This is a genomic window from Bradyrhizobium sp. MI1.4 (assembly GCF_055811315.1).
On the sequence record NZ_JBVVPP010000044.1, the window covers coordinates 32,622 to 47,074 of the forward strand.

General features: G+C 64.4%; 12 protein-coding genes. 7 read left to right on the forward strand and 5 right to left on the reverse strand.

Annotation, left to right across the window (positions count from 1 at the left end; translation table 11 throughout):
* Positions 1-18 precede the first annotated feature (18 nt).
* Positions 19-195 carry a hypothetical protein gene (locus AC0L23_RS30890; protein WP_157642977.1) on the reverse strand — a complete coding sequence of 59 codons (177 nt, stop codon included), beginning with the start codon at positions 193-195 and terminating at the stop codon, positions 19-21.
* Between the two features lie 117 nt (positions 196-312).
* On the opposite strand from AC0L23_RS30890, the gene AC0L23_RS30895 reads away from it, so the two are divergent.
* The 3 genes from AC0L23_RS30895 (at position 313) to AC0L23_RS30905 (ending at position 2,880) form a co-directional block, all read left to right on the forward strand.
* Entirely contained in the window at positions 313-465 is a 153-nt protein-coding gene (locus AC0L23_RS30895; protein WP_018456614.1) for a hypothetical protein, read from the forward strand.
* Positions 466-585: 120 nt separating this feature from the next.
* Entirely contained in the window at positions 586-1,710 is a 1,125-nt protein-coding gene (locus AC0L23_RS30900) for a lactonase family protein (RefSeq protein ID WP_026233209.1), read from the forward strand.
* Positions 1,711-1,992: 282 nt separating this feature from the next.
* Positions 1,993-2,880 carry an efflux RND transporter periplasmic adaptor subunit gene (locus AC0L23_RS30905; protein ID WP_026233210.1) on the forward strand — a complete coding sequence of 296 codons (888 nt, stop codon included), beginning with the start codon at positions 1,993-1,995 and terminating at the stop codon, positions 2,878-2,880.
* A gap of 165 nt (positions 2,881-3,045) precedes the next feature.
* Here AC0L23_RS30905 and AC0L23_RS30910 read toward each other — a convergent pair whose 3' ends face one another.
* A complete protein-coding gene (locus tag AC0L23_RS30910; RefSeq protein WP_018456617.1) occupies positions 3,046-3,894 on the reverse strand; it encodes a caspase family protein in 849 nt (282 codons plus the stop codon).
* A gap of 424 nt (positions 3,895-4,318) precedes the next feature.
* Here AC0L23_RS30910 and AC0L23_RS30915 point away from each other — a divergent pair, with 424 nt between their 5' ends.
* From AC0L23_RS30915 to AC0L23_RS30925, 3 genes are all read left to right on the forward strand, one after another.
* Positions 4,319-6,046 (forward strand): hypothetical protein, encoded by a 1,728-nt coding sequence (locus AC0L23_RS30915; RefSeq protein WP_473357721.1) that lies wholly within the window; start codon positions 4,319-4,321, stop codon positions 6,044-6,046.
* Positions 6,047-6,259: 213 nt separating this feature from the next.
* Entirely contained in the window at positions 6,260-7,000 is a 741-nt protein-coding gene (locus tag AC0L23_RS30920) for a thermonuclease family protein (RefSeq protein WP_026233211.1), read from the forward strand.
* 107 nt (positions 7,001-7,107) lie between these two features.
* Positions 7,108-8,295 carry a pyridoxal-phosphate-dependent aminotransferase family protein gene (locus AC0L23_RS30925; protein WP_085348867.1) on the forward strand — a complete coding sequence of 396 codons (1,188 nt, stop codon included), beginning with the start codon at positions 7,108-7,110 and terminating at the stop codon, positions 8,293-8,295.
* Positions 8,296-8,399: 104 nt separating this feature from the next.
* Here AC0L23_RS30925 and AC0L23_RS30930 read toward each other — a convergent pair whose 3' ends face one another.
* Complete coding sequence (locus tag AC0L23_RS30930; RefSeq protein ID WP_085348866.1) at positions 8,400-9,512, reverse strand: hypothetical protein; 1,113 nt, start codon at positions 9,510-9,512, stop codon at positions 8,400-8,402.
* Positions 9,512-10,948 (reverse strand): MBOAT family O-acyltransferase, encoded by a 1,437-nt coding sequence (locus AC0L23_RS30935; RefSeq protein WP_085348865.1) that lies wholly within the window; start codon positions 10,946-10,948, stop codon positions 9,512-9,514. Before AC0L23_RS30935 ends, AC0L23_RS30930 begins: the two co-directional genes overlap by 1 nt.
* Before the next feature lie 148 nt (positions 10,949-11,096).
* Here AC0L23_RS30935 and AC0L23_RS30940 point away from each other — a divergent pair, with 148 nt between their 5' ends.
* Positions 11,097-13,196 carry a S9 family peptidase gene (locus AC0L23_RS30940; RefSeq protein ID WP_085348864.1) on the forward strand — a complete coding sequence of 700 codons (2,100 nt, stop codon included), beginning with the start codon at positions 11,097-11,099 and terminating at the stop codon, positions 13,194-13,196.
* A 110-nt stretch (positions 13,197-13,306) separates the two neighbouring features.
* Here the strand turns inward: AC0L23_RS30940 and AC0L23_RS30945 are convergent, their stop codons facing one another.
* Positions 13,307-14,398, reverse strand: coding sequence for an SMP-30/gluconolactonase/LRE family protein (locus AC0L23_RS30945; RefSeq protein WP_085358481.1), 1,092 nt, complete (start codon positions 14,396-14,398; stop codon positions 13,307-13,309).
* Positions 14,399-14,453 lie beyond the last annotated feature (55 nt).

The following is a 14,453-nucleotide window of genomic DNA, read 5'->3' on the forward strand; positions in this document are numbered from 1 at the left end:
TGCAGCGCGGGCGAGATGCTATTTTGGTTTGGTCGGCGCGGAGTTGGGATCGGTTTGGCCGGTGTGGCGCTTTGCCACGACGTCCTCATCGCGCTCGCCCTGACGCGGGCGCGGCGGCGACTTGGGCTGGCCGGCCTGACCGCCATGCTTGCCGCCCATGTCGGGCTTACCTTCGAGATCGTTTTCACGGGGCATGCCGGTTCAATGCGCTCGCGCGGCATTGGTTCGGTTCGCCTGTGAACGAGTTCATAGGATCGCCGCGATTTGCAGTGCACGATCGCCAGGCCCGCTCCCCGGGAGCATTCTCTTCATATGACTGACGGATTCGGCCTGATGCGGAAACGACTCGTCGCCTGGACGATCCTGACCTGCGCGCTGCTCGCGGTCACCGTGTGGACCGTGCTCGGGCCGCCCCACACCCGGCCCGGGCTCCATCTGCCCTCGCGCACAGCGGCCATACGGTAGACCTCCACCGATACCATTTCGGCATCGATCGATCCCCATTGGAGTTTGGCGCGGCGGGGCGGCTGCCGCTATCCTCGCCGGCAAAACGACAAATGCCGCACCGGCATCCAGGAGGACCCCATGTTGAGATCGACCCGACGCATCAGATCCGGCGTACCCCGCGCCGCGATCGCCACCACGCTTGCTTTCCTCACTCTCATTTCTGGAGTCCGCGCCGGCATGGCCGAGACGTTCGCCTATGTCGGCAATGCCGACAGTAACGACATCAGCGTGTTCAAGATGGCCGAGAGCGGCGAGATGACGCCCGTGCAGACGGCCGGCTTCACCGGCGTCGAAAAGCCCGGCTCCTCGACGCCGCTCGCGATCACGCCCGACCATCGCGTGCTGATCGCCGGTGTCCGCTCGCAGCCGTTTCTCGCGGTGAGCTTTGCGATCGATCCGAAGACCGGCCAGCTCAGCCATATCGGCAACGGCCCGCTCGCCGACAGCATGGCCTACATCGCCATCGACCGCGGCGGCAAATTCCTGTTCAGCGCCTCCTATGGCGGCAACAAGGTCGCGCTGAATCCGCTGCTCGCCAACGGCGTCGCAGGCGAACCGAAGCAGGTGATCCCGACCGGGCTGAACGCGCACGCCTTCCTGCCCTCGCCCGACAACCGCTTCGCGTTCGCGACCAATCTCGGCTCCGACCAGATCCTGGCCTTCACGTTCGATGCCACGACCGGCACGCTCACGCCGAGCGATCCGCCGGCCCACAAGGTGCCGGAGAAATCGGGACCCCGGCATTTCGTGTTCCACCCCAACGGCAAGTTCGTCTATCTCCTGCACGAGCTAAACGGCGACGTCGCGGCGTTCGCCTATGAGGCCAAGGGCGGCGCATGGGACGAGATCCAGCGCACCAGCGCGCTGCCCGAAGGATTTACCGGAAAGCCCTGGGCAGCCGACATCCAAATCACCCCCGACGGCCGTTTCCTCTACGCCTCCGAGCGCACCACCAGCACGCTCACCGCCTACAAGGTCGATGCAACCACCGGCAAGCTGACCACCATCGGCAGCGTGCCGACCGAGAAGCAGCCACGCGGCTTCCATATCGATCCCGGCGGGCGCTACCTTGCCGCCGTGGGCGAGCTCTCCGACAGCATGACGGTCTATGCCATCGACCAGAGCAGCGGGGTGCTGACCAAGCTGAAATCCTACGCCACCGGCAAGAAGCCGAACTGGGTGGAGTTTTTGAGCCTGCCGTGAGCGGGCGCTGGTACCTCCTCGTCGTCATGGCCGGGCTTGTCCCGGCCATCCACGCCTAGCTACGCGGCACAAAGAACGTGGATGCCCGGACAAGCCCGGGCATGACGCGTTTGTTGGGCGGCCGACGAACCTCTTTGCTTGTGCGGCGACTAATTCAACGGGCGGCATCGCGCCGCCCGTGCTGCTGCGGCATTCTGATCCGGCCGGCCCTGACGTGCCCTTGGCTCGCAGCGATCGCTTCTGCTAACGATGAGGCCGTCAAGGCCCCAACCGGAATGACCCATGCGATCATTGCCTGCGCGTTCTGTTTCCAGACATCTCGTTGCGCTCGCCGGACTGCTGTTGCTGTCGGCCCAGCCCGCTGCCGCCGCCGATGACGACGCGCCCAAGGGGCCGGCGGTCACGGTGCTGAAGGTCGCAAAATCCTGTTTCTCCGACATCGTCGAGGGCACCGGCACCATCATCGCGCGCGAGGCAAGCTCGGTGCGGCCGGAGCGGCCCGGCCTGAAGGTGACAGAGGTGCTGGCGGAAGCCGGCGACACCACCACCGCAGGCCAGGTGCTGGCGCGGCTGGCACTGCCCGAGGGCGGCACGCTTCAGGTCACCGCCCCCGTGGCAGGCGTGATCGCGACGTCGACCGCGCAGATCGGCAACCTCGCCTCCGCCAAGGGCGAGGCGCTGTTCACGATCGTGGCGCGCAGCGAGTACGATCTCGTCGCCCTCGTCGCGACCAGCGATATGCGCAAGCTCGCGGTCAACCAGGTGGCGACCGTGCGCATCGCCGGCGCCGGCGATATCGACGGCAAGGTGCGCCGCATCGGCCCGACGGTCGAGCCGAACATCCAGCAGGGCATGGTCTATATCGGCATCTCCTCGCAGAAGCGGCTGTTGCTGAATGCGAGCGGGCGCGCACTGATCAAGTCGGGCCAGAGCTGCAACGTCGCGGTGCCGCTGACCTCGGTGCAGTATTCCTCCGCGGGCACCGTCGTGCAGGTGATCCGCCGCAACCGCGTCGAGACCAAGCGCGTCGAGGTCGGACTGATGTCGGGCGGCAATATCGAGATTCGCGACGGCCTCAACGAGGGCGATATCGTCGTCGCCCGCGCCGGCGCGCTGCTGCGCGAAGGAGATCCGGTGCGCACGGTGATGGCCACGGAAGCGGCGAAGTAGGATTGCTCGTGTCCCGGACGCGCTGCAGCGTGTGACGCTGCCGCGCAGAGCCGGACCCATCTCTCGTCCAAGCGATAAGCTTAAAAACTAGGCCCCGGCTCTGCGTCGCATCATTGCATGATGCGCCGCGTCCGGGGCACGAGACTTCGCAGAACCTAAGAAAAACTAGCCGCCGGCTTCGCCGAAATGGACGTCCTCGAGCAGCGAGGAGGAGACGGTCGGGACCTGGTCGCCTTCGCTGGCGCGGGAGATGGCAAGGCGGGTCTTGTTGAAGACGCTCTCGGCGCTGCCCTGCGTATTGAGGTTGTTGAGGAACTCGCTGACCAGCACGCTGTGCTCGCCCTTGCCGTCGTCGACGACCTTGCCCGGCGAAGCCGAGGAGAGGATCAGCGCATTGTCCGTCGCGCTGATCGGCGCGAGGCCGTGGCTGTAGGAGCGGAAGCGGCGCTCATAGGGATTGCGGCGGGAGGCGTCGACCACGACGAGCTTGGCCTTGGCGCCCTGCTCCTTCATCATGTCGAGCACGCCCTCGATGGAGACGCCGTGACGGCGGACGTCGCTTTCCTTCCAGATCACGGCATCGACCGGCAGCATGTAGCTCTCGCGGCCGGCCTGCACTCCGTAGCCGCCGAAGAACAGCATGACGACGGTGTCGGGCTTGATCCGGGACTTCAGGCGATTGACGGCGCGGACCATGTCGTCCTTGGTCGCGTCTTCCACCATGTCGACGTCAAAACCGTTCTTGCGCAGCGACGAGGACAGCGCGCGGGCGTCATTGATCGACTGCGTCAGCGGCGCGCTGGCGTCGGGGTAATGTCCATTGCCGATGACGAGGGCGAGACGCGAGGCTTGGCCGATCGAGCCGGTGACCTGGTCGGTCGAGACGGCCTTGGCGGCATCGAGCGCCCGCATATTGAGGGCAGCATGGGCGCCGATCACGAGCGAGACCGTGCCGATGAGGGCTGCGGCCACCGCGATCGTGCGTCGGGAAATGTCGAGCTGCGTTACATTCATCTCGCGTCATTCCTGTCAGTGCCAAAGACCAGCCAAACACGCGCACACTGTTTGAGTAGCGCGATAGCGTCTTTGGGTTTGAGGGATTGGCCGGGGGTGTGCCCCCGAATTGCGCGCAATTTGCGGCGCCGCACCAAACAAAGCCTTAACCGGATATCGCCTCCCCCGCAATAGATCGCCGAAAATTTGAGCTAAGTCTCTGGAAACATGAGCTAATTTTTACTGCCCAATGTGTGATTTTTTTGCGTCCCCGTAGCCTTCCGGAGCCTGATTATGCAGGCTTCGTGCCGGCTTTTTCTGTGACCCTCATCACATTTGTATTTCCTGCGAATCCGGGTAGCTTTTCAACGACTTGCAGGGGGTGGCGCGCGGCTGGGAGCGCGCCGGCCGGCCCCCCGGCCAATTCCCGCGACCAGGTTATTTCATGAGCTTTCAATATTTTGCCGGCGCCGCCTGCCGGGCGCTGACGGCGCGGAAGGACGGCCCCTCGCTTTACGACGTCTGCGATCCCGTACTGTCTGTTGCGGCCAGCGGCGATCCGCATCTGCCTAAGTTCTACAAGACCGCGCTCGGCAATCCCGCATTGCGGGTGCTGCTCCGCCGGGCCGGGCTGCCCGAGCTGCGCGACGAAGGCAAACTGGCCCGGCTGCGCCAGGCCCTAGTGCGCGCCCGCGACGAGGCCGAGCCCAATTGGGCGGCGGTCGGCCAGCCCGTCGCCGATCTCGTCGACAGCATCGCGCTGGATCATCCCAAGCCGCCGCCGGCCATGTTCACCGGCGCCATGCCGCAACAATCGCAGATCGACGGCGTGATCCGCGACTGCGCGCAGCATCTGCTGGGCTCGTACCGCAAAAATGGCTTTCTGCCGACCTACGCCGCGTTCAACCTGATCGGCGATCCCGATTTCCGCGGCCGAGAGCTGACCATGGCGCTCACGGGTCTCAACGCGCGCGGCTACAAGAACTCCTCGCTGCTGTTCAACCTCGCCCGTGTCTTCATCGCGCGATCTCCGGCGCGCGCAGTCGTCAATCCGCCCTGGCGAGGGGTTGCCGAACCGATGTGGGAGCCGGTGCAGATCCGCCACCGCTCGGCCTATTACGACGCGTTCTTCATCGAGGCGCTGTTGAGCTACGTTGAGACCGGTCTCGCCTCGCTCTCCGACAAGATGGCGGCGGAGCGCGCGGTTGCCGATATGGTCGATTTCTGCGTCAACATCAGCCGCGAAGAGGTCGAGGGCATCGACGGGGCGCGGTTCAACGTCATCACCGCGCTCGCGCCGGCACCGCATCCGCGCTTCTCACGCTACTTCGCCCAGATCAAGCAGGACCTCGGCTTCGGCGTCTACGTGCCGGATTGCGACACCACGGCGTGCTCGATCTCCGCGGCGACGCAGGCCGGCTGCACCGATCCGATCCTCGACCAGCCGCTGCTGGATTTCTATGCCGGCTATCAGGTGCGCGCCGGCGTCAACGAGCCGCGCGTGACCGTGCCGATCAACGACAATATCGATTACGAGGGCGGGGTTGCGACCTGGATCGACAATCTCAAGGGCGAGCGGCCCTATGGCAATGATCTCGATCCGACGCTCAATCTCGACATTCTCGAGGTCAGCTTTCGCAACCTCGCGCGCTGGAAAGTATTGGAGACGCCGGCGCGGCTCGCCACCGTGCATCGCATCCTCGGCTTCCAGAAGCGGCTGGCGGCGAGCGGCGCCTTCGCCAATCCGCGCTCGCATATCTACTATTTGCCTGAGCTTTACAGCGCCTATTTCGGTCGCTGCTATGCTGCCTTCCTGGCGCTGCCGCTGGCGGCGCAGGCGATCATCGATCCCAACGGCGATTTCGATTTCATCCGCCACCGCGTGCTCTCCTACGTCAAGGGCGAGTTGATGGCCGCCGAAATGAACGTGTTCGACGCAGCGCTCGCCCTGATCGCGCTCGGCCATCTCGGCGCCGACCCGCGCGCCTTTGCGCCGGCGCTGAACGTGATCGTCGCGAGCGTCGGCGAAGGCGGCCGCCGCGGCCCGTTCCGCGCCTATGAGTGGAACAAGATGAAGACGCCGACGCGGATCCTGGTGGGCGGTCCGGAGGTCACGTCGGCGTTCGTGCTGATGGCGCTGGCGGTGGCCAAGCGGGCGATGGCGCGGGGATGAGGTCGCGCAGGGTGGGTTAGCGAAGCGTAACCCACCACTTCTGCCGCCGTGGAGACGAAAGAGGTGGGTTACGCCTTCGGCTAACCCACCCTACTAAACTTCGCCCGATGACAGGAAGTTGAAAGCCCAATTGCCAGGCATATGCTGGCCGAGCGGACAAAAGCCGACCACAATTGCGAGGTCTATCGCAGTTTTCATCACACGCGGGCCGGCATGTTGCGAAAACCCCTGATTGCGCTGTCATTGCTTGGCTTCTCCTTGTCCGGCTTGCCATCGCCGGCGCGGGCCGCCGACATCACCGGCACAGCGAAGGTCCGCGCCGGCGACGCGGTGGTGATCGGCAACACTCGGATCAGGCTCGGCGGCATCGACGCCCCCGCGGTCGACCAGCTCTGCCTCAACAACAAGGGCGAGCGCTGGACCTGCGGCATAGCGGCCCGCGACGAGCTCGCCAAATACGCCGACGGCAAGACCTGGGTCTGCCATGCGCGGTCGATCGACCGGCGCGGCCGCACCGTGGCGCGCTGCGACGTCGGCGGCGAGGATATCCAGAAATGGCTGGTGCGCGCAGGCTGGGCGCTGGCCTACACCCGCGTCTCGCGCGACTACGAAGCCGATGATGCCGCCGCGCGGGAGGCAAAAGCCGGCATGTGGCAAGGCGCCTTCATCGCGCCCTGGGACTGGCGCGAGCGCAACAAGAAGACCACCATCCTCGGCGCCACCAAGCCGCCCGATGGCGCACATGCGATCCTGCTCGCTTCGGCTTCGGGCCCGGTCGCGCCCTCGCCGGACTGCACCATCAAGGGCAACGTCAACAGCGCCGGCGAGTGCATCTATCACCGGCCGACCAGCCGCTGGTATGCGCAGATCAAGATGAAGATCAGCAAGGGCACGCGCTGGTTCTGCTCGGTGGAGGAAGCCGAGGATGCGGGCTGCCGCGAGACTAAGAGATAACCCACGTCAGACCTGCGTTTTCCGGCCTTTTCTTGCACCGCGGCGCCGCGTAAAAGTGTGAATCAGCGACCCACCATCCTATTCTCAGGCAACAAGGACCAACAGCAATGACCGTTCGCGCGGGCCGGGAATTTCTGGCCATCCCCGGGCCCACAAATATGCCCGACGAGGTGCTGCGGGCGATGCATCGTCCGGCGATCGACATCTACTCCAAACAGATGACCGATCTGACCGAGAGCCTGCTCAGTGACATCTCGAAACTGTTTGCCACCAAGGGCAAGTCCTACATCTACATCGCCAACGGTCACGGCGCCTGGGAAGCAGCATTGAGCAACGTGCTGTCGCGCGGCGACAAGGTGCTGGTGCTCGAAAGCGGACGGTTCGCGATCGGCTGGGGCCATGCCGCGGCGCTGATGGGTGCCGAGGTCGAGGTGCTCAAGGGCGACTGGCGACGCGCGGTGCGGCCGCACGAGGTCGAGGAGCGCCTGCGCCGCGACAAGGAGCACACCATCAAGGCCGTCGTCGTCGTCCAGGTCGACACCGCCTCAGGCGTGCAGAACGACATCGAGGCGATCGGCAAGGCGATCAAGGCCAGCGGCCATCCGGCGCTGTACATGGTCGACACTGTGGCCTCGCTCGGCTGCATGCCGTTCGAGATGGACAAATGGGGCATCGACGTCGCGATGTCGGGCTCGCAAAAGGGCCTGATGACGCCGCCTGGCCTCGGCTTCGTCGCGGCCAACGCGCGCGCGCGCGAGGTGCAGAAGACCGCCAACATGAGCACGCCCTATTGGAGCTGGAGCGAGCGCGAGGGCAGCGAGCACTATCGCAAATATGCCGGCACCGCGCCGGTGCATCTGCTGTTCGCGCTGCGCCAGGCCATTGACCTGCTGCACGAGGAAGGACTGGAGAACGCCTTCCGACGTCACAGCCTGCTCGGCGAGGCCGCACGCCGCGCGGTCGGCGCGTGGTCGGAAGGCCAGGTGCTCGGCTTCAACGTCGCCGAAGCCAGCGAACGCTCCAACACCGTGACCACGGTGACCATGAGCAACGGCCACGATCCGGCAATCCTGCAACGCTATTGCAAGGAGAAGTGCGGCGTCGTGCTCGGCACCGGCATCGGCGATCTCTCGGGACAAGCCTTCCGCATCGCCCATATGGGCCACGTCAACGCCCCGATGCTGCTCGGCACGTTGGGGGTGATCGAGGTCGGGCTGAACGCGCTGAAGATCCCGCACGGCAAAGGCGGGCTCGAAGCGGCGGTCGCGTATCTCGGCGAAGAGGTGGCGGTGTAGACGCCTTTTTCCTTCTCTTGTGGGAGCAATCTTGTAGCCCGGGTGAGCGAAGCGACACCCGGGATTCTTGCGCGAGTCCCCGCATGTCGCTTCGCTCATGCGGGCTACGGCAGCGGCGGGAACCGATACGCCGCGACCTGGGCCTTCAGCTCCTCCAATGACGCAAGCGGCGCTTTCGGATCGACCCGATATTCCCCACGCGCCAACCACGACAGCACCTTCGCATCGACGACCGGCGAATGGTGGATGACGTCCCCGTAATTGTCGAAATCGTGCGTCACGTTCTTGATCGCCCTGAAATCGTACAGGCGCACATTGGGAAGCTGCGTCAGGCGCTGCGCCATGACGGCGGTGAGGTCGGTGACGATCTTCAGCGTCGCAGGCGAAGCATCCCGCATCGCGACGAATTGCAGGATCGAATAGGGCGGGAAGTAGATGTCGAAGGTCACGTCCGGATGGCGCGCGATCAGGCCGACGGCGTCACGCTCGAAATGCCGGACCATCGCGTCGTAACGATAGCCTTCGCCGAGAAAACGGCTGCGCACGGGATCGGTGATATAGGCGAAAGCCGCGAGCGTCCTTTTCGCATTATAGGCGCGCGCGACGTCGATATCGCGCGGCAACGCATAAATGTCGTCGACGTCTTCAAGCGCAAACTTGACGGGCAGAAAAGGCGCCGCCCGGGTCAGCGGCTCCCGCAGCGGCGGAACCGACCGCAGCAATGCGAACAGGGATTCCTTCGCCATCGCCGCACTGAACAGATAGGACGCGATCCCCTTTGCCGTCCCGCGATAGAGATCGGCAGCGAGATAAGGATCGGTCTCGATGTCGGCAGCATCGACAAAGATAAAATCGTCCATCGCCCAGATCACGCGCTTCGCGCCGCGGTCGATGGCCTGCTCGAGCACAAAGCCCTGCTGACGCGAATTGGAGCCGGTCATCGCCAACTTGAGCGAGTGCACGCCGAGGGCATGGTCGATGTCGCTCTGGCGGAAATGGATCGCGAGCGAGGTACCCATGAAGGCGGTATCGAACGACTGGCTGCGGATCAGTCCGGCATTCTGCACGCGCGTGTCATCGGAATAGAACGGCGCGACGAGACGCGAGGGCCGAAACAGTTGCAGGGGATCGATGACATAGGTGAGCGCAGCCGCGCCCAGCACGCACGCGATGCTCGCAAGGAGAAGACGCCCTGGATATGTGAACGCGCCGCGCATCAGAACCGGAAATAGATGAATTCGCTGTGGCTCTGGATACCCAAAATCCCGAACGCAAGCACCAGCGACGCACCATAGAGGACCAGCGGTCGCATCCGTCCGGACATCAGGCCGTCGCCGACCCTGCGATTGGCGTGGTCGTACCCCATGAGTCCTTGCGTGTTCGGCGCCAGCCACACCAGCGCGGCATAGATCGTGACCATCACCGACGCCGCAATCTCCTCGCGGCCGAACACGATGTTGAAGGGATCGGCCATCGCATTCACAATCCGCATTGCCCAATCGACCCGTTCGGCACGGAAGAAGACCCAGGCGACAACGACGGCGAGGAATGTCAGCACGGCTCCGGCGACACGCGTCGGGTGCGCGAGCCACTTCGGAACATTCGGCACCAGCGCGTTGAAAGCGTGATTGATACAGAGATAGGCGCCATGCAGGGCGCCCCAAATGACAAAAGTCCAGGCCGCGCCATGCCAGAGCCCGCCGAGCAGCATCGTGAGCAGCAAGTTGATGTAGCGCAGCACGCGCCCGCGCCTGTTGCCCCCTAGCGGGATGTAGAGATAGTCGCGCAGGAAGTGCGACAGCGTCATGTGCCAGCGGCGCCAGAACTCGACGATGCTGGTGGCCTTGTAGGGCGAGTTGAAATTGACCGGCAGGAAGATGCCGAACATCAGCGATATCCCGATCGCCATGTCGGAATAGCCGGAAAAGTCGAAATAGAGCTGGAACGTGTAGGCGAGTGCACCGAGCCAGGCCTGATCAAAACTCGGCGCGCGCGCATCGAAGGCGAGCGCGACCAGCGGCTGGATGCCGTCGGCAAGGCAGGTCTTCTTGAACAGGCCGATTGCGAAGATGATGAGGCCGCACAGGATCAGATGCGCATGCGGATGCTTGGTTTCCTCCCGCTCGAATTGCGGGATCATGTCCTTGTGGTGAAGGATTGGCCCCGCGATCAGATGCGGAAAGTAGGTCACGAACAGCGCATAGTGTGGCAGCGCGTAGGCCGCGACCTGCCCGCGCCAGGCGTCAACCAGGAACGCGATCTGGGTGAACGTGTAGAAGGAGATGCCGACCGGCAGCAGGATGTGGACCGCAAAGTGCGTGCCGGCCAGCGCGTTGACGTTCTCGGTGACGAAACCGGCATATTTGAAGATGCCAAGTACGAGAAGATCGCCGGCGACGCCGAGGGCCAGTGCCACCTTTCGTTGCGACGAAGTAAGCTTGGCCACGATGAGGAGGTGGCCTATGCCGTAGTTGAAGGCGATCGATAGCAGCAACAGGGCCACGAACTGCCAGTTGCCAATGGCATAGAAGGTGAGCGAGGCCGCCGCCAGCCAGATCACCGGGGCCAGATTGCTGCGCCGCCCGAGCCAGAAATAGCCAGCCAGCGCGGCCGGCAGGAACAGCAGGATGAACGGGTAGGAATTGAACAACATCAGGCTGGACCGGCGGCAGGACTAAAGACCCGGCCCCTAAAGCATACAAGCGGCCCGTCAACAACCCGGCGACGACGCCCGCAGCGACGCTGGCAATTCACGGAAGCGGGACGATATAAGGTGAAGCACGCATCTGAATGAGGATCGAGTGACACAAGCCAAAACACCTTCCCTGCCCCCCCTCGCGCCGCGCCGGCCGCATTCCTTCACGCGACACGGGATCACCGTGACGGATGAATATGCCTGGTTGAAGGACGAGAAATGGCAGGAGGTGCTGCGCGACCCCGCGGTGCTCGATCCCGACATCCGCAAATATCTCGACGCAGAAAATGGCTACACCGAGAGCCTGCTCGGCCATACCGCGGCGCTCCAGAAAACGCTGGTGCGCGAGATGCGGGGGCGGATCAAGGAGGACGATTCCAGCGTGCCGTCGCCGGATGGTCCTTTCGCCTATTTCCGCAAATTCCGCGAGGGCGGTCAGCACGAGCTGTTCGGCCGTATGCCGCGCGACGGCGGCGAGGGCCACATCGTGCTCGACGGCGATGCGCTCGCCAAGGACCATGAATACTTCAAGTTCGGCGGCAGCCGGCACTCGAACGACCACAGGCTGCAGGCCTGGAGCGCCGACACCAAGGGCTCGGAGTATTTCTCCATCCGCGTGCGCGACTGGGCGACCGGCAAGGACCTCGACGACGTCGTCGAGGAGACCGACGGCGGCGTGGTCTGGAGCAAGGATGCGACGTCGTTCTTCTACGTGAAGCTCGACGACAACCACCGCCCGATGCAGGTGTGGCGGCATAAGCTCGGCACTGGGCAAGCCGACGACACGCTGGTCTACGAGGAGCAGGATTCCGGCTGGTTCACCCATCTGCAAGAGAGCACCAGTGGCCGCTTCTGCGTGATCGCGGGCGGCGACCACGAGACGTCCGAGCAGCGGCTGATCGACCTCGCCCACCCCGACGCACCGCCGCGCCTGGTCGCGGCACGCAAGGAAGGCGTGCAATATTCGCTGGCCGACCGTGGCGACGAACTCTTCATCCTGACCAACGCCGACGATGCCATCGACTTCAAGATCGTCACCGCGCCGCTCGCCTCACCCGAGCGCAAGAACTGGCGCGATCTGATCCCGTATCGCCCGGGCATCTACATCATCGACCTCGATCTCTATGCCGGCCACATGGTGCGGCTGGAGCGCGCCAACGCGCTGCCGTCCATCGTGATCCGCGACCTCGCCTCGAACGAGGAGCACGCGATCGCGTTCGACGAAGCGGCCTATTCGCTGGATACGATGGGCTCCTACGAATTCGAGACGACCAATTTGCGCTTCGCCTATTCGTCGATGACGACGCCGTCGGAAGTCTACGATTACGACATGGTCAAGCGCACGCGCACCCTTCGCAAGCGGCAGGAGATCCCGTCCGGCCACAATGCGAGCGACTACGTCACCACCCGCATCATGGCGAAAGCGCATGACGGCGCCGAGGTGCCGGTCTCGATCCTCCATCGCCGCGGACTCACGCTCGACGGCGCGGCGCCGCTGCTGCTCTACGGCTACGGCTCCTACGGCATGGCGATGCCGGCTTCGTTCAGCGCCAACCGCCTGTCGCTGGTCGACCGTGGCTTCGTCTATGCCATCGCCCATATCCGCGGCGGCGCCGACAAGGGCTGGGGCTGGTACCTCGACGGCAAGCGCGAGAAGAAGACCAATTCGTTCGACGATTTTGCCGCCAGCGCACGCGCGCTGATCGATGCGAAGTACACCAGTGCAAAGCGCATTGTCGGCCACGGCGGTTCGGCCGGCGGCATGCTGATGGGCGCGGTGGCGAACCGCGCCGGCGAATTGTTCGCCGGCGTCGTCGCCGAAGTGCCGTTCGTCGACGTGCTCAACACGATGCTCGACGACACGCTGCCGCTGACGCCGCCGGAATGGCCGGAATGGGGCAACCCGATCGAGAGCGAGAAGGATTTCCGCACCATCCTGTCCTATTCGCCCTACGACAATGTCGCGGCGAAAGACTATCCGGCGATCCTGGCGATGGGCGGGTTGACCGATCCGCGTGTCACCTATTGGGAGCCCGCCAAATGGATCGCGCGCCTGCGCGCGACCATGAGCGGCGGCGGCCCGGTCCTGCTCCGCACCAACATGGGCGCCGGCCACGGCGGCGCATCGGGACGCTTCAACCGGCTCGATGAAGTCGCGATCGTCTATGCGTTCGCGCTGTGGGCGGCGGGGATGGCGGAGGCGTGACTTCGTAGCCCGGATGGAGCGCAGCGAAATCCGGGATTAGTGCAGACGACATCACAGCCCCGGATTGCGCTGCGCTCCATCCGGGCTACGGCCTCGAGAGAGGCGAAGCCTCACACGGCCCCATGCGCCTCCACATACAGCGCATACACCGAGTGGCTGCTTGCCATATACAGGCGATTGTTCTTCGGCCCGCCGAAGCAGAGATTGGCGCAGCGTTCGGGCAGCTTGATGAAGGCGAGCGGCTTGCCCTCTGCGTTGAACACCATCACGCCGTCGAGATCCTCCGACTTGGCCTTGAGCTGATAAACCTTGCGGCCGGCGATGTCGGTCGGCTCGGATTGCAGCGCACCGTTGGAGCCCCAGCCGCACCAGAGATTGCCGTCGCGGTCGACGCGAAAACCGTCGAGCGAGGCCTGGTCAGCCGCGTCGATCAGCTTGGTCTTGCCGCTGAGCGAACCGTCGTCACCGACATTATAGCTCCAGATGCTGCGGTTGGGCGTACCTTTCCACTCGACCACGTAGAGCTTCTTCTCGTCAGGCGAAAAGGCGAGGCCGTTCGGATTGACGAGGTCGGTCAGCATAGCGCTGAGCTTGCCGTCCTTAGCGATGCGGTAGACGTTGGTGGTGGCTTGCTCGGCCTTTTCCTTCTTGCCCTCCCACTCGCCGTTGATGCCGAACAGCGGGTCGGTGAACCAGATGCTGTCGTCGGACTTCACCACGATGTCGTTCGGCGCGTTCAGCCGCTTGCCCTCGAACTTCTCGGCCAGCACGGTGATCTTGCCGTCCTTCTCGGTGCGGGTGATGCGGCGGGTCACCGAGTGCTCGCAGCTGACGAGGCGGCCCTGGCGGTCGCGCGCATTGCCGTTGGCGTAGTTGGCATTGGCGCGGAACACGCTGGTCTGCCCGGTCTTCTCGTCGAACTTCATGATCCGGTTGTTGGGAATGTCCGAGAACAGCAGATAGCCGCCTTCGGGAAAATAGGCGGGGCCTTCGGCCCAACGCATGCCGGTCGCGACCTGCTCGAGCGTCGAGGAATAAAGCCGGTACTTTCCAAAACTGGGATCGAGGATTTGAACGGCGGGATCGGGGTAGCGCTGGTTCGGCGCGAACGGAAACGACTGGGCACCGGCGGCGCGGGCGAGGAGCGCGGAAGTGGCCGCAGCGCCAGCGCCGGCCAAGAGGTTGCGTCGCGTGAAATTCATGGAGTCCTCCCTGGGTGATTTAAGGCCGGCGCTTGCTGCGGCCGGCCTGTTTCTT